General features: G+C 43.7%; 15 protein-coding genes and 2 pseudogenes. 12 read left to right on the plus strand and 5 right to left on the minus strand.

The features are described from left to right. Positions 1–66 precede the first annotated feature (66 nt). Positions 67–1,419, minus strand: a complete 1,353-nt coding sequence (locus R50345_RS03995) for an ABC transporter substrate-binding protein (RefSeq protein ID WP_042124283.1) — start codon at positions 1,417–1,419, stop codon at positions 67–69. A 380-nt stretch (positions 1,420–1,799) separates the two neighbouring features. On the opposite strand from R50345_RS03995, the gene R50345_RS04000 reads away from it, so the two are divergent. The 3 genes from R50345_RS04000 (at position 1,800) to R50345_RS04010 (ending at position 7,712) form a co-directional block, all read left to right on the plus strand. Then, positions 1,800–4,352: a beta-mannosidase gene (locus R50345_RS04000; protein ID WP_042124285.1), complete on the plus strand. Its 2,553-nt coding sequence runs from the start codon at positions 1,800–1,802 to the stop codon at positions 4,350–4,352. 25 nt (positions 4,353–4,377) lie between these two features. Continuing rightward, a complete protein-coding gene (locus tag R50345_RS04005) occupies positions 4,378–6,531 on the plus strand; it encodes an alpha-galactosidase (protein ID WP_042124287.1) in 2,154 nt (717 codons plus the stop codon). A 197-nt stretch (positions 6,532–6,728) separates the two neighbouring features. Further along, the gene (locus R50345_RS04010) at positions 6,729–7,712 is read left to right on the plus strand and encodes an alpha/beta hydrolase (RefSeq protein ID WP_156114720.1); all 984 of its coding nucleotides are present in this window, start codon (positions 6,729–6,731) and stop codon (positions 7,710–7,712) included. Between the two features lie 77 nt (positions 7,713–7,789). On the opposite strand, the gene R50345_RS30110 is transcribed toward R50345_RS04010, so the two are convergent. After that, positions 7,790–8,623 (minus strand): helix-turn-helix transcriptional regulator, encoded by an 834-nt coding sequence (locus R50345_RS30110; RefSeq protein WP_052414455.1) that lies wholly within the window; start codon positions 8,621–8,623, stop codon positions 7,790–7,792. A 170-nt stretch (positions 8,624–8,793) separates the two neighbouring features. On the opposite strand from R50345_RS30110, the gene R50345_RS04020 reads away from it, so the two are divergent. The 4 genes and pseudogenes from R50345_RS04020 to R50345_RS04035 all read left to right on the plus strand — a co-directional run bounded on the left by R50345_RS04020 (position 8,794) and on the right by R50345_RS04035 (position 13,739). Further along, on the plus strand, positions 8,794–10,845 hold the full coding sequence (locus R50345_RS04020) for a beta-galactosidase (RefSeq protein ID WP_042124291.1): 2,052 nt from the start codon (positions 8,794–8,796) through the stop codon (positions 10,843–10,845). 199 nt (positions 10,846–11,044) lie between these two features. Next, a complete protein-coding gene (locus R50345_RS04025; protein ID WP_042124293.1) occupies positions 11,045–12,019 on the plus strand; it encodes a phosphotransferase enzyme family protein in 975 nt (324 codons plus the stop codon). Between the two features lie 90 nt (positions 12,020–12,109). Then, positions 12,110–12,656, plus strand: a pseudogene (locus R50345_RS04030) (GNAT family N-acetyltransferase). Positions 12,657–12,753: 97 nt separating this feature from the next. After that, positions 12,754–13,739, plus strand: a pseudogene (locus R50345_RS04035) (phosphotransferase). On the opposite strand, the gene R50345_RS32165 reads toward R50345_RS04035, so the two are convergent. Further along, a complete protein-coding gene (locus R50345_RS32165) occupies positions 13,725–13,847 on the minus strand; it encodes a hypothetical protein (protein WP_269321979.1) in 123 nt (40 codons plus the stop codon). The pseudogene R50345_RS04035 and the gene R50345_RS32165 sit on opposite strands and share 15 nt — an antisense overlap. A 177-nt stretch (positions 13,848–14,024) precedes the next feature. Here R50345_RS32165 and R50345_RS04040 point away from each other — a divergent pair, with 177 nt between their 5' ends. The 5 genes from R50345_RS04040 to R50345_RS04060 all read left to right on the plus strand — a co-directional run bounded on the left by R50345_RS04040 (position 14,025) and on the right by R50345_RS04060 (position 20,328). Continuing rightward, on the plus strand, positions 14,025–14,528 hold the full coding sequence (locus tag R50345_RS04040; protein ID WP_042124295.1) for a CYTH domain-containing protein: 504 nt from the start codon (positions 14,025–14,027) through the stop codon (positions 14,526–14,528). Between the two features lie 103 nt (positions 14,529–14,631). Next, positions 14,632–16,020, plus strand: coding sequence for a threonine synthase (gene thrC / locus R50345_RS04045; protein ID WP_042124297.1), 1,389 nt, complete (start codon positions 14,632–14,634; stop codon positions 16,018–16,020). A 261-nt stretch (positions 16,021–16,281) separates the two neighbouring features. Then, positions 16,282–17,268 (plus strand): Gfo/Idh/MocA family protein, encoded by a 987-nt coding sequence (locus R50345_RS04050; RefSeq protein WP_042124299.1) that lies wholly within the window; start codon positions 16,282–16,284, stop codon positions 17,266–17,268. Positions 17,269–17,287: 19 nt separating this feature from the next. Continuing rightward, positions 17,288–18,163: a radical SAM/SPASM domain-containing protein gene (locus R50345_RS04055; protein WP_042124302.1), complete on the plus strand. Its 876-nt coding sequence runs from the start codon at positions 17,288–17,290 to the stop codon at positions 18,161–18,163. Positions 18,164–18,258: 95 nt separating this feature from the next. Further along, on the plus strand, positions 18,259–20,328 hold the full coding sequence (locus R50345_RS04060) for a class I SAM-dependent methyltransferase (protein WP_042124304.1): 2,070 nt from the start codon (positions 18,259–18,261) through the stop codon (positions 20,326–20,328). A gap of 100 nt (positions 20,329–20,428) precedes the next feature. Here R50345_RS04060 and R50345_RS04065 read toward each other — a convergent pair whose 3' ends face one another. Then, a complete protein-coding gene (locus R50345_RS04065) occupies positions 20,429–21,187 on the minus strand; it encodes a hypothetical protein (protein WP_042124306.1) in 759 nt (252 codons plus the stop codon). Between the two features lie 104 nt (positions 21,188–21,291). Further along, a complete protein-coding gene (locus tag R50345_RS04070; protein ID WP_042124308.1) occupies positions 21,292–22,182 on the minus strand; it encodes an AraC family transcriptional regulator in 891 nt (296 codons plus the stop codon). Positions 22,183–22,266 lie beyond the last annotated feature (84 nt).

Raw genomic sequence — 22,266 nt, forward strand, 5'->3', positions numbered from 1 at the left:
CGTAAGGGCGATAATCCATTTTGCGCCGTAGTGTACTTCTATTTCATGAGTGAAAAGATGCCTTAATTAATAGCCGAGGTCTTTCTTGGCTTTTGCCCAAGCCTTGTTCCACTTGTCTATTACAGATTGTGGGTCCTTAGCAAGCACGAATTCTTGAACTACTGCAGGTAGATCCAGTTGTGCCTTATTGCCGATCTCTGTAACCTTCGCATCATCGACAGTTCCTTCTATAAGCTCTACTCCAGTAGCTTGGAATTCTTTTAGCTGAGCCAGATTAGATTCTTTTCCTTTTAATGGAGAGATAAAGCCGGCAAAATCCTCATATCCCGAATCCTCAATCATCCATTTTACAAATGCTTTTGCTGCCTCTAAGTTTTTACTGTTTTTGGCGACAGCATAGAAGAAGTCAGGGCTGAGGGTAGCAGATGGTTTGCCCGAATTATCATAAGGCAACGGGAAGAAGCCAACATTGTCTGAAGGAGCTCCGACTCCAATAACTTGGTTAATAACCCAGTTTCCGAGATAGTACATGGCGAACTTGCCGGAAGCGATGTCTTTTTTCGATTGCTCCCAGTTAGTAGAGTTGATGTCTTTTTCCAGATAGCCTTTTTCGTTAAGCTCTCTCAGCAGACTAAAGGCTTTCCCATAGCCGTTATCCATCGTGAATGGTGTTTCTGTGTTCAATTTCTCGTTAGGGAAGTCAGGATTACCTGCAATCAGGCGTGGTGTATCATAAGCCCATGTACCAAGCGGCCATTTATCTTTGAAGTTAGAAGCCAGTGGAATGACACCTTTTTCTTTCAGCTTCTCGCAGGCAGCTAAGAATTCATCCCAAGTCTTTGGTGTTTCTGTGATACCGGCATCGGCAAATGCTTTTTTGTTATAAACAATCCCGGATGTAGAGTTCCCTGTGGTAATTCCGTACAGCTTGCCATCAAAGGATTTAAAGTCTTTAAAGGTGATTTGATCGTTCAGGCCAAGATCATCCAGTGAAGCGAAGTATTTCGGCAGGTCGGAGTTAGGGATGGTAGGTACGAACATAACGTCTGGAAGCTCGCCGCTGGCCATTCTGACTTTAGCTTGTTGATTATAGTCGGTCTGAGAAGCTTCGAATTCGACTTTGATATTCGGGTATTTCTCATTAAAGCGCTTTAAATATTCGTCGTATTCTTTGCCAATCATATCTGTTCTGTTGGTCAGGAAGGTGATTTTTCCGCTAATATCAGCTCCCGCTGCAGGCTCAGCTGTTGCGGTGTTTGTTGAATCACCACTTGTATTTTCTGTATTCGTTGCTGCAGGTTTATCTGTTGCGGAAGCCCCGTTATTTGTGCTGTTGCCGTTGTTCGAGCCGCAGCCAGCAAGCGTTGATGATAAAACCATAATCATAACAAAAGATAACGAAAATAACTTATTTCTCATAACTTAATCCCCTTTTCATTATTTTGTTAGCGTTTACATGAACATTATAGCTTTGAATAAAGCGTTTAGAAATGTATTGTATTATTATTTATTGTCTTTATTTGTTTTGTTTGAGCGATTATAATTAGTGCATACCTAACGAATGGATAACAAAATACAAAGAATATCAATTGACTTCAATGAAATGCTAGAAGAGGTATGCTATTTTGAAAGATGAATAGGCTTACAAAACTTAAGCTGCTGCTTTCGAAGTGAGTTTTGTACGAAGTCGTTCAAAGAAGTGTATGCTATACAAAACTTTAAGCAAATGCTTTCGAAGTGAGTTTTGTACGAAGTCACTCAAAGAAGCATATGCTCTACAAAACTTTTAGGAGGATAAAATGAAACAGCTAGAGATGAAGCTTGCAAAGTGGGAATTTAGAGGTTGCGGAGATGAGGAGTGGCTTCCGGCTACTGTGCCAGGCACGGTCCATACGGATTTACTGAAGAACGGAAAAATTGAAGATCCCTTCTATGGGACGAATGAACATAATCTACAGTGGATTGATAAGAAGGATTGGGAATATCAAACGACTTTGCAGCTTGGTGAAGAGTGGGCGGGGCTTTCTTGCACGGAGCTGATCTTTGAAGGTCTTGATACCTATGCTGATGTTTATGTGAACAATGTACATGTACTCGCGGCAGATAATATGTTTTTGGCGTGGAGAGTGGATGTCAAAGATCAGCTGAAGATTGGTGAGAACAATATTAGAGTGAGGTTCCGCTCTGTAGTCAAAGAGGATTTGCCTAAACTAGCAAAGCTGGGATATACATTGCCTGCACCGAATGATCAATCCGAGCTTGGGGGGCTGGATGAACAGCGGATTAGTGTTTTTGCCCGCAAAGCTCCTTATCATTACGGCTGGGACTGGGGCCCGCGTTTCTTGACCAGTGGCATATGGCGTGAAGCATCCCTTGAGGGACGTGACGAAGTTCAAATCACAGATCTCTATATCCGTCAAAATGTGATCACCAAGGAAGAAGCTCGACTGACCGCAGTTATTGAAGTGGATGCTCCTACTGCTTGGCAGGGAATGCTGCGCATAAGCGCCGATGGCTTAGAATGGATGCGAACAGTTACATTAGAGGGTGGCAAACAGCAAGTAGAGATGGATATCGTGATAGATCAGCCGCAGCTCTGGTGGTGTAGAGGGCTAGGCGAGCCTCATTTATATACTTTCCAAGCCGATTTGGTGCAAGGTAAGGAAGCTATAATTAGCAGAAGTGTAAGAACCGGACTGCGCAGTATTCAATTGATTCGGGAACGCGATGCCAAGGGAACTTCATTTTCTTTCGCGCTGAATGGAGTGCCGGTCTTTGCTAAAGGTGCCAACCATATTCCAAATGACAGCTTCATCACAGAAGTTACCGAGGAGCGGTATCGGCATGAAATTGTCACGGCGGTAGAATCAAACATGAATATGCTGCGCGTATGGGGCGGCGGTTTTTATGAAGAGGAGATTTTTTATAAGCTTTGTGATGAATATGGTCTGCTGGTCTGGCAAGATTTTATGTTTGCTTGCAGCATGTATCCGGGGGACGAGGCATTCCTTGCAAATGTGAAGAAAGAAGCGGAGTATAACGTCAAAAGATTGCGCAATCATCCCTGCATCGCCTTATGGTGTGGCAATAACGAGATTGATTCGGCCTGGTCACAGTTCGAGGAAAATATGGGCTGGGGCTGGAAAGAAAAAATCGATGCTGAACATAGAGCGAGCATGTGGGCTGATTATGAGAAAATATTCCACCATATTCTGCCGGAGGCTGTTACCGCTTTCCATCCAGGAGTAGACTATTGGCCGTCTTCGCCGCTGCGGGATCTGACGGGCAATATGGATCAGCATGCGACGCGGATGGCGGGGGATGGGGATGTTCATTACTGGGGCGTGTGGCACGGAATTGAGCCTTTTGAGAATTATAATACAAAGGTTGGCCGCTTTATGAGTGAGTATGGCTTCCAGTCGTTCCCGGAACTGAAAACCGTAATGAGTTATGCCGAAGAGCAGGATTTGGAGCTTACTTCAAAGGTGATGCTGGCTCATCAGAAGAATGGCCGCGGTAATCTGCTGATCAAAGAATATATGGATATGTATCTGCCGCAGCCGAAGGATTTCAAAGCATTTCTATATATGAGTCAAATTCTGCAAGCTGAAGCGATCCGAATTGCGATTGAAAGTCATAGAAGAAATAAACCTTATTGTATGGGCACTTTATATTGGCAGATGAATGATTGCTGGCCGGTTGCTTCTTGGGCGGGTATGGATTACAACGGGCGCTGGAAAGCTTTGCAATATACTGTACGCTCAAGCTTCAAGGATGTCTTGTTGTCTATTGATGGTACGGACCGTGAGCGGATTGACGTTCATGTCGTTTCTGACTTAAGAAGAGCAATAACTGCTGAGCTGATGCTTAGGCTGTATAAGTTTGACGGCTCGGTGCTACGAGAGTGGACACATCCGGTTGAGCTCGGAGCCGATTCTACGGCTATTGTATTCTCGTCTCCTGTGGTGGAATTGCTAGAAGGTCATGGATCAGGCGAGGTAGTGTTAGAGATTAGCTTGCAGGCTGATGGCCAGGTGATAGACCACAAGGTACATTATTTTGTCCCGGAAACAGAAATTCAGTTGCAGCATTCAGTGATTACGATAAAGGAAACTCCGGATAGCGGTGGTTTAAGCTTCACTGTGACAAGTGATGTGTTGGCTAGGGGCGTATACCTGATCTCAGAGGATGAAGGTATATTCTCCGACAACTTCTTTGATCTTCTCCCAGGACAGTCCAAGACGATAGTATTCTCTCAGCGGGGCAAGGATGGAAGAGACTGGACTCCGGCCGTTCCTAAGGGGCTAAAGGTTAAATCTATGGTTGATTTTGTTAGCGAAGATTTACTGTAAATCTTAAGGAGAGAAGGACTAGCGCATGGGGATTTTAATTCAGGAAGATCAGGGACTTTTCCATTTACAAAGTGCAGGAATGAGTTATATTCTTCAGCTTATCAATGATTATCCGGCACATGTGTATTGGGGCAAGAAGCTACGGAGTGACAGTAATTTGGAAGGGCTGTTGAATCTGGGAGGAAATACGGGGCTTGACCGACTCCCGCAGGAATACCCACAATACGGTACGGGAGATTTCAGAACACCTGCTTATCAAGTTCGGCTTGAAGATGGCACTCGTATCACGGAATTGAAATACAGTGGATACCGGGTCATGAAGGGGAAACCAGCACTTGCCGGGCTGCCTTCAGTATATGTGGAGTCCGACCAAGAAGCGCAGACGCTGGAGCTTACGCTCAAGGATGATTATGCCAAGCTAACTGTTATTTTACGATATACCATATATGAGGATTCTAACGTGATTACCCGCTCTGTGGAGTTCACAAATGGTGGAGATGCCCAGCTCCAATTACAACGTGCACTGAGTGCCAGTGTCGATTTCTCGTCTGGCGAAATGGATATGATCTATTTGGCAGGGGCTTGGTCAAGAGAAGGTAATCTGACTCGCAGACGTCTGGTGCAAGGGGGTACGACCATTGGGAGCCGCAGAGGGATGAGCAGTCATCAGTTAAATCCATTTGCAGCGCTGGTGAAACCTGAAACGGATGAAAATCATGGAGAGGCCTACGGCTTCAGTCTTGTATATAGCGGAGGCTTTGAAGCCGAGGCAGAGGTCGATTCCTTCGGGATGACAAGGTTTACGATGGGGCTGAACGCTTTTGATTTCTCATGGCTACTGGAGCCGGGAGAACAATTCCAGACCCCAGAAGTAGTTATGGTGTATTCATCTGAGGGGATCGGGGAAATGTCGAGAACCTATCACCGTTTGTACCGGACCCGTTTATGCAGAGGGGTATTTAGAGATAAGGAACGGCCTATTCTGGTCAACAATTGGGAAGCTACCTATTTTAACTTCAATGCGGACAAACTGGAGTCCATTGCGGCCGAAGGCGCGAAGCTTGGGATCGAGCTATTCGTGCTGGATGATGGCTGGTTTGGCAAAAGAGACGCTGACAATTCCTCTCTCGGAGACTGGGTGGAGGATCTACGCAAGCTTCCAGGCGGATTGTCTGATGTTGCCCAGCGTGTGAACCATCTAGGTTTGCAGTTTGGCCTCTGGTTCGAGCCGGAAATGATCTCGCCAGACAGCGACCTCTATCGTAAGCATCCCGACTGGTGTCTGCATGTGCCGGGACGCCGCCGCAGCGAAGCACGCTGGCAATTGGTGCTGGACTATACACGGGAAGATGTGCGCCAGTACATTTATGAGTCATTATCCCGAATTTTCTCGACGGTGCCCATTAGCTATGTGAAATGGGATATGAACCGTTGTTTAACGGAGATTGGCTCTGCAGAGTTACCCCCTGAACGCCAAGGGGAGACTGCACATCGTTATGTCCTTGGTCTGTATGAGCTATTGGAGCGAATCACTTCAGAGTTTCCACATATCCTGTTCGAGAGCTGCTGTAGTGGTGGTGGACGCTTCGACCCGGGTATGCTGCATTACATGCCGCAGACCTGGACCAGTGATGATACCGATGCTGTGGAACGGCTAAAGATTCAATATGGAACAAGTCTGGTATATCCGGTTAGTTCGATAGGCGCGCATGTGTCTGCCGTACCGAATCATCAGGTAGGACGGATCACCCCGCTTTCCTTTCGTGGAGATGTAGCTATGTCCGGTAATTTTGGTTACGAGCTGGATCTTACGAAGTTTACAGACGAAGAGAAGGAGCTTGTGAAGGAACAGGTTGCGAACTATAAACAGATCCGCAGTCTTGTTCAGCAGGGCAATCTGTATCGTCTGCAAAGCCCCTTCGAGGGTAACGAGACGGCATGGATGTTCGTCTCAGACGATCAACATGAGGCACTCATTTATTACTTCCGGGTAATGGCTGTGCCGCATCCGCCACGCCGCAGCTTGAAGCTGAATGGCTTGAATCCGGAGCTGAATTATACTCTGGAGGCAAGCGGTGAGGTCTACGGCGGCGACCGGCTAATGCAGGTCGGACTGGCTCTGCCGGATATCCAGCAGGATTTTGTCAGCGGATGCTTTAAATTGAAGGTGCAGGAATAGACCGTTTATTTCAAAAGGTAGCAAGCCATGAGCCCGGCTCTTGGCTTGCTTTTTGTATGGGTATATAAGTATTTATTTTTGTCTGTTCATATTCCGTTCATGATGACGTCATGGGGAGTACATCTTCATTGGTTAGCCTTAGCTTAACAGTGGTTTAGGGCAGTCCAATACACAGAGGATGACAGGAGAAGATACGAGTGAAAATAAGAGAAGCGATAACAACGAAGGTAAGCACGAGAACAAGCAAGATACTAAATATTCTAGTTAAAATATTAGGAGCAATAATCATTGCCATCGTGCTGTTTCTCGCCATTGTGTATACCGTTAATCTGATCAGCAACAAATCGGAACAAAGAAGAATAGAACCTTATGGTCAGCTAGTACCTGTAGATGGGAAGAACATGAATGTTTTGATTCAAGGGGATGGCGAAGAAACAGTCGTGCTTCTACCGGGCTATGGCACAGCAGCACCAGCTCTTGATTTTAAAGCATTAATAGATGAGCTATCCCCGTTTTACAAAGTTGTTGTGATTGAGCCTTTTGGGTATGGATTAAGTGATCTGACCAAAAAGGAGCGCAGCACAGAGAATATTGTAAGTGAAATTCATGAAGCTCTACAGGGTCTTCATATTGACCGTTATATTCTAATGGGTCACTCCATTTCTGGCCTTTACGGAATAGATTATGTTAACAAATATGAAAATGAAGTGAGTGCATTTGTCGGGCTCGACAGCAGCGTTCCATCGCTAAGTGAGCGGAAGATTGAAGCCTCGGCATTGAGAGCTTTAAATCTACTCAAAAAATCAGGTCTCATCAGATTGCAAATGAAACTAAGTGCTGACCCCATTGCTGAACTGCCATTTGATGATACAACAAAAGAACAAATGAGATTGATTAATCGCCAAAACATATATAATCCTACCCAATTAAATGAAGCCGGAAGTATGTATACTAATTTTAAAGGAGCTGAAAATTTATCGTTTCCCAAAAATCTTCCTCTAATCTTATTTGTACAAGCGAATCATCCAGTAACGGATAGATGGTTACCAGAGCATGTAAATCAAGTGAAAGACTCTGTAGATGGAAAAGTGATAACCTTTGAAGAAGGACATTATTTATATCGTACGAAAGCAAAAGAGATCGTAGAAAACTTCAGATTATTTATGAAAGAGATTAAATAAATATACCGTTGCGCCGAACGTACTTCAGGATTATCTCTGATTGTCGTTCGGTTTTTTCTCGTTCATCGTTTAAGGCGTTAAGATCCAAAAGCCTGACGGTACTTTACGGGAGACATTCCCTCAAACGTTCTGAACACTTTAATAAAATAGCTGGACTGGGAAAAGCCGGATTGTATCGCAACCTGAGCAATGGAGAGTCCGGTAGAAACCAGTAGAAGCTTAGCTCTGGCCAGTCGACAATCCGTTAAATAACGGTTTGGGGTTTTACCCATAACCATTCGGAACAGCCGCAGAAAATGATAGCTGCTATACCCGGTTAGTCTTGCCATTGACTCCAGTGACCAAGGGCGGGCACATTCGACGTGTATGATATCTGCGGCACTGCGGATAGACTGCCTGACCTCGTGGGGGACGGAGCCGTGAAGCGGTTCCGAGTTCTGCAGCAATTTCACTAGAAGCTCATAGAGTAGCGCGGATAGTCTTGGCTCACTACGTGTTACATAGGAAGCGCTCAGCAAGTACATTTCCTCGAACAGCTCGTCCAGCTTGGCCTCTAAATCAAAAGTGAACAGGTATGCACGTGACTGGTCCACTTCTTCTAATAAGGGGAGTACAATTTCAGTACTAAAATGAACCCAACGAACATCCCAAGGCTCTCCGGGATCAGACCCATACTGCTGATAAGCACCTTTAGGGTAAAGAAAACCTCGTCCTCTGCTCATCGGAATACGTTCACCCTCATGGAATACATAACCTTCCCCACCAAAGATTAAATGCAGGTTATAGCTTCCCAGAAACCCTTCACTTCTTCTCTCAGTATGCTGTGGAAAGTGAGTGTAGTGCCCCAAAAATTCAGGATAGCAGACATATTTTGAAAAAGCCGGTGTCGGCAAATACCATTGTTTCTTCATGATTGACAGCACCCATTTCTATCGCGCTGCAGAGCGCTAGTTGGATTAAGGTAATTAACGCAAGATTGTTATACGATCGCAATATTTTGTTATATAAGCCTTCTTATCACTGATACTACAATAGAATTATAAAATACTGAAAGCATATTTTTAATACTTTGGAGGTAATCATGAAGAAACCTGTCGCAACAGAAAAATTCGAGCTTGGCGTCTGCTATTATCCGGAACACTGGTCAGAAAGCCTGTGGGAGGACGATTATCGACGGATGCGGGAACTGGGCTTCACGATCATTCGGATGGGGGAATTTGCTTGGTCAATTTTTGAACCTGCTGAGGGTGAATTCCAATTCGGACTCTTTGATCGGGCGATTGATTTAGCTCATAAAAATGGTCTGCAGGTTGTTCTCGGAACTCCGACGGCTACCCCTCCAGCTTGGTTGACCCATAAGTATCCAGAAGTATTGAACGTGACGTATGAAGGTGTTACCCTTCAGCATGGCATGCGTCGTCATTATAATTACAGTAGCCCCATATATCGGGAGCTGTGTGCAAGGATTACTGAACAGATGGTTAAACATTACGGCAATCATCCAGGTGTAGTCGGCTGGCAAATTGATAATGAGCTCAACTGCGAAATTAGTGAATTTTACTCCGAGAGTGACCATAAGGCTTTTCGGGAATGGCTGCAGCAGAAATATGTTACGCTTGAGCATTTGAACGAGGCTTGGGGAGCTGTTTTTTGGAATCAAAGCTACAGTGACTGGTCTCAGGTCTATCTTCCACGGCCTACTCCAGTATCTAAGCAGCCTAATCCCCATCAGGCTTTGGATGAAAAACGGTTTATATCGGACAATACGATCTCTTTTGCCAAAAACCAAGCGGATATCATTCGTAAACATGCTCCAAAACAATGGGTAACCACGAATGGTCTGTTCGGGCATCTCGATAGCCATGAAATGACGGATGAGCTGCTGGATTTCTTCAGCTATGATTCTTATCCGCAGTTCTCTACTATTTCTAATGACCCGAACGAGCGGAATCCGCTGAATGATAGAGGCTGGGGGCTGTCGTTATCTGTTGTCCGTTCGATTTCTCCGAATTTCTGTATTATGGAGCAGCAATCGGGGCCGGGTGGCTGGGTGAACCGGATGGATATGCCTTCTCCGAAGCCGGGACAGATGCGGTTATGGACTTATCAATCGATCGCTCATGGCGCCGATATGGTGCTGTATTTCCGCTGGCGGACAGCTACGATGGGTAATGAAATCTATTGGCATGGCATTAACGACTATCATAATCAGCCGAACCGAAGAGTACGGGAAGCGGGACAGATCGGACAAGAGCTCGCGGCGGCAGGTCAAGCACTTATCGGTACTCGTAATCAGGCTAACGTTGCTATCGTTCGTGATTATGATAATGAGTGGGATGGAGAATACGATGTGTGGCATGGTCCGTTTATGTGGAAGAGCAACAAGGAGTGGTACAAAGCGCTCCAGCGGAAGCATATCCCGAATGACGTATTCTATTTACGCAAAAAGACAATGCTGGAAGAGCTCGCACGATATGATGTGCTTATCTATCCTCACCCGGCGATCATGACAGATGAGACAGCGTCACTACTGGATGAATATGTTCAGCAAGGTGGAAAACTGATCTTCGGATGTAGAACCGGTTATAAGGATGAACGTGGTCAATGTTATATGCGTCCGTTCCCAGGTGCTGCCAGGGATCTATGCGGGATCACAGTCGAAGAATTCACAATGGTTAAAGGCAGTCGTCAACCAACAACGATTAGCTGGTCAGGTGTGGCCGAAGTGGTCACTGGGGCAGATGATTTTAATGATATTCTCCGAATTGAGGATGATTCGGCCGAAGTCATGGCGGTTTATGCTTCGGACTATTACGCGGGAAAACCGGCGGTTACGAGAAATCATCGCGGCAAAGGCGAAGTTTGGTATCACGGAGCAGTCTTTAATGAACAAGCAGCGTCTATAATCATTGATCAAATCGGTTTGCAGTCGCCAGCAGAGTGGATCGAGCTTCCAGCAGAAGTAGAGCTGCAAATTCGTAGCGCGGCTAATTCCAGTTATACTTTTTTACTTAACTATAGTGAGACGCCTGCCTCCATACATCTACATGAGACCAAAACGGATTTACTGAGCGGAACAACATTATCGGGTGAGGTTACTTTGGAAGGGTTTGGTGTATTGATTTTGCATTAATGCAATGAATAAAAGCTAATGCAATGAATAAAAGCTAATGTAATAAATAGAGTTACGTATTAGGAAACTAATATGTACCTCTATTTTTTTATAAGAGTCATCAAAGAGATAGTTTAAATATAGTTATTTATTCCAACAAAATACAACGAACAACAGGTACAATATAAAGGATATTCTAGATTCAAAGGAGGGAAGTCTTGTGATTATTGAAGCTGAGAAAGTATTGTTGCAGTATTCGTTTATTGATCCAATCATTGAATTCATTAGACATAATGAGAATATTACATTTAAAGTGACCAACCAGCTGGATAACAAGAAGTACTTATTACGTATACATAAACCAATATCGGAAGGGTTCTCAGGCTTACAACATACTCGAGATGGATTGCAGTCCGAAATGTTTTTTCTGCGGGAAATCGATCAGAAGAACATACTGAAAGTTCAAAGACCGGTTGTAAATCAGAAGGGGCAGATGGTTACTGAATATAGTTCGGAGCGATTCGGTACCAGCTTGGCAACGCTTTTAGAATGGATTGAAGGCTTTACGCTTACCCAAGATGAAGACAACATTGAAAAGATTGTTTATAGATTAGGTAGAAATCTTGCCAGTTTACATGAATTCTCACGAACGCTAATGCCCTTGGAGTTACATAGACCTGTATATAACGTCAAAAAGATTGATGAAACTTTAATAGAACTTGGAAAGGGAGCAGACAATGGAGCCCTTAATCAGGAGGATTACGATGTTATTCGTAGCGTTCTACTCGTAGTAAAAGAGCAGTTAGCAGAACTAGACGCTAGGGAGAACTCATGGGGATTCATTCATGCTGATTTTCAGCTGGGGAATGTCGTTGTGTCAGAACAAAACCCGATCTTAATAGATTATTGCTTATTTGGTTATGGATATTACTTGTTTGATTTGGGCTCTGCATCTTCTATGCTGAAAAGTGAGCTCCGAAAAACGCTTTTGGAGGGTTATGCTTCTAAATCTAGCTTTTCGCTTAATGAGATTCGGTACATTGAAGGACAAATATTTATGGATATTTTTATTAGTTACGTATTTTTTATTCATGATTCTGAGAGGAGCGGCTGGATCAAAGAGCACGCCTCCAAAATATGCAGCACCTTATGTCAGGATTTTCTTAAGGGGAAAGAGGTATATTATTCGTTTTAGAGATGATGTGATACTCTAATAGGGAATGATAAATGAAGGGACTGAACTATGCGCAGAGATCATTATTTTTAAACCAACTATTAAAATTTAATGGAGGTAAAAATAATGTTAACTACAGAGTTACACACAGAACGATTACATTTAAGAAAAATGAAGGTTTCGGATTCGCCAAGTTTGTTTAAAGTGTGGTCTGATCCAGAGGTTACCAAGTTCATGAATGTCGATTGCTTTACTGATGAAAGTCAGGTAAAAGAGATGATACAACTGCTTGATGAATTTTCTCGAGATAACAAAGCTATTCGTTTCTCCGTAATTGAAAAGGAATCCAATGAAATCATAGGTTCTTGTGGGTATAATTTCTTAGATTTTGAAAATGAAAAAGCAGAGATTGGATATGATATTGCTAGAGCATTTTGGGGAAGAGGGTACGCTTCAGAAGCTATAAGTGCTTTGTTAGAATGCGCATTCTCAACCTTGAAGCTGAATCGAATCGAAGCAAAAGTGGAACCCGAAAACGTGAATTCAATAAAAGTCTTGCAAAAGCTAAACTTTATGTTTGAGGGAACCTTAAGAAGGTAAAAAAATAAACGGAAAGTTTATAGATCTCAATATGTATTCCAAATTAATAACAGACTAATTAGGTTTTATTTACAAAACTTAGATTTATCCAAAAGGTTATATTGGTCTCCATAAGGAATAAAAACTTATACACTCTAAATATAGGAGTTGACCCAATGGAGACTATATTCACAGAGGAAATGATCCTGGAAGACCTAATAAAAACATTTCATCAAAGTTTCGGTCTGAATGTAATAGAGACTACTTCAATAAAACGAGGCTGGTTAAATTTAAAGTGGAAAGTTACGACGGATGCAGGGGAATTTTTATTTAAACAATATAACAAAGAAAGATATAAATTATATAACCCAGAGGAGCTATTGTTAGCACTCTCTCAACAGATTAGATTATATGATCAAGGTCTAGCATGCCCAAAGTGTTAACACAGAACGAAAATATTTTTCTTGAATCTGGTAATGGAGAACGTTTCATAGTGATGGCATATTGCCAAGGAAAAATAATGTCACCAGGTAAAACTAATATCCATCAAATATACGATTTAGGTCGAGCAACAGGAAAAATGCATCGATTGTTAAATGACGGGACACTTGGTATGAATAACAGTCCGCAATTTAATCCCCCAAGCCGGGAGGCGCGTTTAGCACATTGGAATGTAGTTTGGCATGAGTGTAAGGGAATTGGTAAACCTCTGCTACTTGCTGATATAGAAGCTCAAATAAAAGCTACAGAAGAAATGAATATAGAACTACTCGAACTACTTCAAACAGGATGGGCACATCGTGACCTTTGGGTAGATAATCTTTTATTTAATGATAATGGACTATCTGCAATTCTAGATTTTGATCGACTAAAATATGACTATCCGCAGCTTGATGTAGCTCGTGCTGTTATGTCTTGTGCTTTAGATGATGATTTAGATGTCTCTCTGGCTTCGGCGTTTATGGAAGGGTACAGTGAGGAACGTGAAGTGATAGAGGGCTATTTAACGCATTCATTACAGTTGTTGTGGTATATGGAAAGTACATGGTGGATTAATGCTAACATGGATCAACATAGTATACCGCCAGCTCGCTTTGCGAAGGAAATGATTTGGCTCGCAGAAAATCAAAAAAATATGTCCTCTTTGTTAGGAAATATTTAAAATGTCCATAATTAGCAGCGACAGTCTAGGGCTTGCTTTTCCACGTCCATGACCGTCGCTGTTTCTATTATTATCCGCGCTGCCTTCTGGGTCCGGATAGTTAGACAATGCGTACCCCCGCCAATCGTAGATCCTGAACCTGGACAGTCACAGGTTGATCGTAACAGTTTCATTTTTTGATAAAAGCATAACCTATTTCTCTGTAATCTACATTGACTTGGGTTTGTCTCACCCCTATGATGATTAGTAATATAAAATAAATGGCACGAAGAGGAGCGAAACATCATGGCTTTGGAGATCGAACGCAAGTTTCTGCTGCCGGAATTTCCGGAGCGGCTTATTCAAGAAGGCGAATTGAAGATTATTACCCGGCATAATATCGATCAGACGTATTTGGCGATAGATGGGGGCCAAGAGCTGCGTGTGCGTAAAATTACGGATCTGGACTCAGGCGAAGTAACCTACACGCATACGTTTAAGGACGGCAAAGGGATCAAACGTGAAGAAATCGAATATTTTATCTCAGAGGGTTTATATAATCAGATGATTGAGGCAGTAAATGCGGTAGCCTTGGTCAAAGAGCGGATTACTGCAGTGTGGAAGGGCACAACGGTTGAGATCGACGTGTATTCTCAGCTGAAATTGTCCGTTCTGGAGGTTGAATTTGAATCTTTAGAGGAAGCGGAGAGCTTCAAGGCACCGGAATGGTTCGGTAAGGATGTCAGTACAGAACGGCAATACAGCAACAAAACTGTCTGGAAAGAGCTACAAAATAAGACAAAGAATTAACGGACTTTAGCGCGTAAACGTGGTAGTATATAGGGAAAACAAGCAGCTATAAAGTGAAACTTATAATTTATATATATTTATAGAGGGGTTCAGGAGGATGAGCATGAAGTATATAAGCACAAGAGGCAATGTGGAACCTAAAGGCTTTATCGATACGGTGTTGATGGGACTTGCGGATGATGGCGGATTAATGGTCCCAGCCGAGATTCCTGTCGTTTCAGCAGCTACTTTGGAAGAGTGGAGAAGTCTTAGCTACCAGGAGCTGTTCCTGAAGATCTTCGCTTATTACACTAATGATGAGATTCCTTACGAGGATTTACAGGACATGGTCAACACTAGTTATGGCAATTTCCGCACGCCGGAAGTAACGCCTATTCACCAAGTGAATGATTCCTTATATGTCTTGGAATTGTTTCATGGCCCTACTTTTGCCTTCAAGGATGTAGCGTTGCAGTTTATGGGTGAGCTGTATTCTTATATTTCCAAAAAGCAGAACAAGATCATCCACATCCTCGGAGCAACCTCAGGGGATACCGGGGCGGCTGCCATTCAGGGCGTTCGCGGTAAAGAAGGCATCAAGATCTGTATTCTGCATCCGCATGGGAAGGTAAGTAAAGTGCAGGAGCTGCAGATGACTACGGTAGATGATAGCAATGTACTGAACCTGTCTGTGCACGGTAACTTTGATGATTGCCAGAAGGTAATTAAAGATCTGTTCGCGGATCTCGACTTTAAGGGTCGCTATCATCTGCGTGCAATCAACTCCATTAACTTTGTGCGTATTCTGGCGCAGACCGTCTACTATTTCTATGCGTATCTACATGTCGATGGCAGCAGTGAGAAGAAGATTAACATTAGCGTGCCTTCCGGCAACTTCGGTAATATTTTCTCCGGATATTTGGCGAAGCAAATGGGATTGCCGATTAACAAACTGATTATTGCCACGAATGAAAATAACATCTTGGAGCGTTTCGTGAACACCGGGGAATACAAACCGGGCAGCTTCACAAGCACATACAGTCCTTCAATGGATATCCAAGTGGCGAGCAATTTTGAGCGTTATCTATATTATTTGGTAGGCGAGGATTCCGAGAAACTATCCGCGTATATGTCCAAGCTCCAAACTGAAGGTAAGATTACGGTTGAAGGCGATGTGCTTCAGCAGGTGCAGAAGGATTTTGCAGCGCTGGGTGTGAAGAATGACCAATGCTTGAATACAATCGCTAAGTATCAAAAAGAATATAACTATCTGCTTGATCCGCATACTGCATGTGGAATCGCGGCTTACGAGGCTTTTAATGGCTCGGACGAGATTGGAATTACCTTTGCGACGGCACATCCAGCTAAATTTGATGAGGCGATAACCCTGATCGATATTAAGCAGGAATTCCCGGCACAAATTAAAGCGTTGTTCGAGATGCCACAGCATCAAACCGTAGTGGATCATGACAAGGATGAAATTGTGCGTCAATTACAGGCTTTTTATAAATAAGCAGTAACTCTATATGGCTCATAAGGCTCCTGTTCTTAAGTTAAGAATGGGAGCCTTTTTACTGCATCCTTCGACAAATTATGTCGCAGTCTACCAGGAATAGTTTCTTATCGACAAAAGATGAAGGAGTGGTGCTTTTTTTCACAAGGTGGATCTATCAGAATTTGTCGGAAATTTGTCCTGAAAAGTAGACATTACTACCCAGAGAGTGAGAAAATAGCATATAGAGATTTAGTAAGAACTAAAAAGGACGGGATTATCATGACAATTCGTTTCGGGGTCATTGGAACAAACTTTATTACAGACCGCTTCGTGCAAGCCGGCTTGGAGAATGAGGAGTTTATCCTGACAGCCGTGTACTCCCGCACAATGGAGAAAGGTCAGGCCTTTGCTGCAAAATATGCTGGAGCTACAATTTATACGAATTTGGAAGATATGGTTTCCAGTAAAGATGTCGATGCTATATACATTGCAAGCCCGAACTCCATGCATGCTGAGCAGGCGATTATGTGCTTAAATCATGGCAAGCACGTGCTCTGTGAGAAACCAGCTGCCTCAAACAGTGCGGAGCTAAGAGCAATGATTGAAGCTGCGAAGAACAATGATGTGTTGTTGGTAGAAGCAATGAAATCGACATTCATGCCGAATTTCGGAGTGATCAGAGACAATTTGTATAAAATCGGCCAAGTTCGCCGTTATTTCGCGAGTTATTGTCAATACTCATCGAGATATGATGCTTATCGGCAGGGAACGGTGTTAAATGCTTTTAATCCGGCCTTCTCTAACGGCTCGCTCATGGATCTTGGTGTTTATTGCTTGTATCCTATGGTAGTGTTGTTCGGGAAACCGAATTCTGTACAGGCTGTGGGTCTTATGCTATCTTCTGGTGTGGATGGTGAAGGAAGTATTGTTATGCAATACGATGATATGGACGCAGTTGTGATGCATTCCAAGATCGCTGATTCCTATCTACCAGCCGAGATTCAAGGGGAAAGTGGTACCATGGTGATCGATAAGATCAACCAGCCTTACCAAGTGAAGATTCAGTATCGCGATGGAACCGTCGAGGAGCTTACGCAGCCTCAGGTGTTCGAGTCTATGTATTATGAGGTTGAGGAATTTATTAACTTAATTAAGAACGGTGACCGGGAAAGCAGAATTAACACGCATGCAAATTCCTTGGCGGTAGCAGAGGTTATGGAGGAAGCCAGAGCACAAATCGGCCTCCGCTATGCCGCAGATCTATAAATAGAATGGGGAGCAGCACTTGAAGACTTTTAAAAAGGTATACATTGAGATAACAAGCGTCTGCAACCTGGCCTGCAGCTTTTGTCCACCAACCGCCCGAACGAAGAACTTTATGAAGCTCGATACTTTTAATACGATATTAGATGAAATTAAGCCACATAGTAATCATATTTACCTTCACGTAAAAGGTGAGCCATTGCTGCATCCCAAGATTGGTGAGCTGCTGGATGCGGCACATGCCAAAGGGTTCAAGGTCAATATTACTACCAATGGTACGTTAATTCATAAGGCTGGCCCTAAGATTCTAGGCAAACCTGCACTACGACAGATGAACTTCTCTCTGCATAGCTTTGATGGACATGAAGGATCTGAGAACCGCGAAGGGTATTTGTCGGAGATTATTTCTTTTGTACGAGAAGCCTCCGCGCAAGGGGTCATTATTTCCTTCCGGCTGTGGAATTTAACGGAGGATAATCTGACCAATCTGGAGAAAAATCGGAACCGTGAGACCCTTGCTGTGCTGGAGGAAGCCTTTAACCTTGATTTCAAGATCGAAGAAAAGGTTGTACCTGGCAGCGGCGTCAAGGTTGCCCCACGGGTATATCTCAATCAGGACCATGAGTTCCGTTGGCCTGCACTGAACGAGCCGGAAGATGACGGAAAAGGGTTCTGTCATGCGCTGCGCAGCCAAGCGGCAATCCTTGTGGATGGTACCGTTGTACCGTGCTGTCTGGATGGTGAAGGCGTCATTAACCTCGGAAACATTCATGAGACTCCGTTCTCAGAAATCGTAGAGGGTGAACGAGCGAACAATCTATTTTACGGGTTCTCTCGTAGAGAGGCGGTAGAAGAGCTGTGCCGCAAGTGCGGATATCGGCAACGGTTCGGAACTTAAATGTGTGAATGCAAACAGAATCGGGACATGGGTATTTCATGAGTCCTGGTTCTGTTTTTTATTATCATCTCCGCTTTGGAGCGAAGGAGGAGTATATGCTGAAATCGTTGGAAGCTATCACCTTATACCGTGAAGGCGTGCAAGAACATTTAGAAGATCATCTCTGGCTGAAGCTTATTGTTCAAGCGGAGGAGCAAATTGTAAATCTGGAACGTGTGGCATCTTTGGAGGAGCTGGACCACAGGAATTCTGTGCTGGACTATGTGGAACGCAGTCTGAGGATTCTGAATCAACTTCCCTGTTCGATTTGGGTAAAAGAGCTTGTAGAAGAAACATTAATTTGGTCAGAATCGGCTAAAGGCGGCACATTGAAGGAGCGCTTACTTTGGCAGGAGGAAGGCATTAACTGTTTTGTACATAATATTGGTTCCGCTCAGTTATATGAAAGGCATTCGGGCAGGACAGTCTCCGAGAAAGGCGCAATGGTTCAACGACTTATTGAAACCCATGGGCTAATAGGACAGCAAATTCGTGGGGAGGTCCCACCAGAAGTGAATAAGCCGCTGCATGATATTGTAGAAGCGCAGCTGCTGACGGCGGAGGAACTGGAACGGTTGCTGACGGTACTTAATCAGTGCGTTATCGGCGCTGTGTCCCCCGAGCTCTGGCTGAATGTAGAGCATGAAGTGAAACAGCTTATCGCTCTGATTTCATCCGGTGAACTTGCTAGTCCAATGCCGATGAAAGAAAGACTGCGCAGAATGCGGCTGGGTCCGATCTCCAGAGGGGAGGATTTCACTACGGAATGGGCAAAGCTGATGCACGAAGGCTTCCATGCGGAACGATTGGACGCCTTAAGTAAGATTACCTTCTGGTATGTGGAATCAGCACTGCAGACCTTTTCGCTGGAGCAATTTCTGAAGTTGATGATACTTGCTGCTCATAGGGCCCAGAATGAATCCCTAAATCATATCAGCTTCGAGCATGTCATGAACAGCATTTACTACGACTACAAGGGTGTTAAGAAGATCAACGTTTATAAGAAGCGGGTTATCGAAAAATATTTATCGGAGCTTACATGGGAGGATATCGAACAAGGGACTTTGCCTGCTGAGAACCCGCATCTAATGCTTCGTCAATATGCTAAGGAGCATCTGCCAGACACGGTGTTTTTCCAGTTCCAATTCTCGGCAGCAGCAGAGAAGCTGATTGAATTTTGTATGGAAGCTGAAAAGTCGCCTTTGTATGAACGTGCAGTATTGCTGTTGTTCGACCTGTTCGAGCTGCGGAGGGACGCATTCGACCGTTTTCATAATGAAGATACCTACTTAAGTCAGATGAATAATACAGCAGATTATAAAGCCGTAATTCTAGAACATGTTACTGGTCAAAAAGTGCTTGATATCGGTCCGGGCGGCGGTGTGCTGCTGGATTTGTTGGAAGAGCGTATGCCAGATGTCACCCCTATCGGTATTGATATATCGAGCAATGTAGTGGAAGCTCTGCGGCAGCGTAAGCAGCGGGAAGGTCGTCAGTGGGAGGTCCTGCAGGGAGATGCGCTGAACCTTAAAGATTTCGTGGTGGCTGGAACAGTGGACACGGTAATCTTCTCTTCCATCTTGCATGAGCTATATTCTTATGTGCCGTTTAATTTTAAAAAGTTCAATCATGACACCGTCTCCGCAGCCCTGCGAAGTGCCTTTGATGTATTGTCAGCAGGTGGGGTTATCATTATTCGTGATGGGATTATGACCGAACCCCCATCATTGCTGAGGAGAGTTCGCTTTCTGGAAGAGGACGGTCTGGTGTGGCTGGAGCGATATGCGAAGGATTTTGCCGGACGTCAGATTCAGTATCAAAGATTAGAGGCGCAAGAAGTTCTTATGCCCGTTAATGATGCCATGGAATTTTTATATACGTATACTTGGGGCGAAGAAGCTTACATTCATGAGGTCCAAGAACAGTTTGGATACTTTACCCCTACGGAGTTCGCCTCATTTATTGAGCAGAATTTAGGAAAGCAGGCGAAGATTGAAGTCTTCCGGCATTACTTGCAAGAAGGGTATACCGAAGCACTGTGCGACAGAGTAAGATTCATGGATGAGAGCGGACAGGAAGTGGCCTTGCCAGACAGCACCTGCTTTATCGTGATTCGGAAGGAATAGTTGAACAATAACATCATCTGCATTTAAAAAAGCAATCGGTAGACCCTTTGATGTAGTAGAGGTCCCGATTGCTTTTTCTATATAGAGAATTTTGTCTTTGTTAGATTAGTATTTCTAGCTGCGACTTATCAGAATCTTCGGCTAAACGCTGAATTCCTTGGTAGGTGGCTAATTTCTCAGTCCGTTCCTGATCTTTAATTTTATCTCCGGTGTCTTTTATGGTATTGCCTAACGTTTCATTCATTTCCGATATTCTATCTTCGATTTTGGATAACTGCTCACGTTTGGCTGTTGCAGAATGAGTAGAACGAGCTTCATCCGATTCGATTTCCTTGGTCAGAACTCTTGCCTCGCCATGCATCTTAGAATGGGTGGAAGAAACTACCTCCATTTGTGAAACATTTTGGCTTATAGCAACAATCGTATTCAATCTTTCGTTTTGTGTCTCTTGCTCGGTTTTAGGTTCATCCGATAGATCTTCTTTTTGAGCTTTTTCTAAGTTCTTTTGTTGCTCTTCAAAGGTGTACTTCGCAATTTGTTGGTCAATCGTTTGGAGCTGCTTGTCGAAGTCCTTAAGTTGATCTTGAATTGAATCCAGACTGTGAGAGCTTTGGGTAGTTCTTTCAATCAAGCTGTTCTTGCTATCGATGATACTCTGTTTTTGTTTAAGTAGAGAATCAACCATTCCGCTCATTTTAGATTGATTTTGAAAAGCTGCTTTTGCAGATTTGCTTATCGATAAGTGGTCTCCGCTACCACTTGTCTTGCTGTTTGAATTTATGGTTTTATCGTTAGTTTGGTGACTAACAGCTACATTAAGTCTCGTTCCCATAGCAGAGGTCATATTCGTTATATGCATGGCTCATTCTCCTCCTACGACGATAAGATCTATCTATAATATATCGGTAGATGAACAGGAAGAATTAATAAAGAGAGCCATTAGCTAAGTCGAACAACAAGATGTCAACGGGACCCCTTCCTAAACTCCGAAGGCGAGCATTTCATCGCTCTGCGAAACACTTTAATAAAATAGCTTACATTATCAAATCCGACTTCGAATGCAATGTCGGATATTTTTCTGTCGCTTTGTTGCAGGAGATCGGCGGCTTGGCGAATGCGATAAGAGTTAATGTAATCCACTGGAGTCTTTCGGGTCATCTCTTTGAAAAAACGGCAGAACTGTCCTTCACTCATGGGAATCAGCTCAGAGAGGTCTCGAGTTCGAATCGGCTCCTGATAGTTATCCTGAATATAGAGAATAATCTTCTTAAGACGATTGATCTTAGTAGTATCAGCGTCATCCAGCTGGCTGCGGTTAACAAAACGATCTTCTGGAGCAATCTGGGAGAGCATGATGAGAAGTGTGCCTTTAATAAAAGCTTCAAAACCGGGGGGTTTTGTAGCGTAGGCGTCCATCATACGTTCTAAATGTTGCAGAAGTTCTTGTTGCCATTGCACAGCTGATGTAAGGTGGCGAGGAAAGCTCTGTCTTTTCTCCTGAAGGGGTAAAATGGCATTTTGCTGGATCGCATCATATTGAGCGCTAGCCAACAGATCAGGGAGAAACACAAGTGCGCAGAATCTGCAGGGAGTATCTTCATTCAGAACATAGGCGGCATGAATATCACCGGACTCGATAAATACAGCCTCGCCGGCCTTAAGAGGGAAATATTCGGTGTCTACCTGAAACAGAATCTCTCCTTCTAGCAGCATAAAAAACTCCGCTTCTTCATGCCAATGGGTATCGAGTACATGTGTTCCTGCAGGTAATTCGATCCAATAAGCTGCAAGCGGAAACATGCTATCGCCATGCACTCTGTCTTCTTTTAGCAAACTCTGGGTTGTACGGTCCATAAATGTCACTCCTTTCGGATAAAACATCAAAATAGTGTTATAAATGAGCTATATAGTATTAGTTTTGTGTATTTTTTATCGGTA

This window comes from Paenibacillus sp. FSL R5-0345 (assembly GCF_000758585.1).
Taxonomy (GTDB): Bacteria; Bacillota; Bacilli; order Paenibacillales; family Paenibacillaceae; genus Paenibacillus_AQ.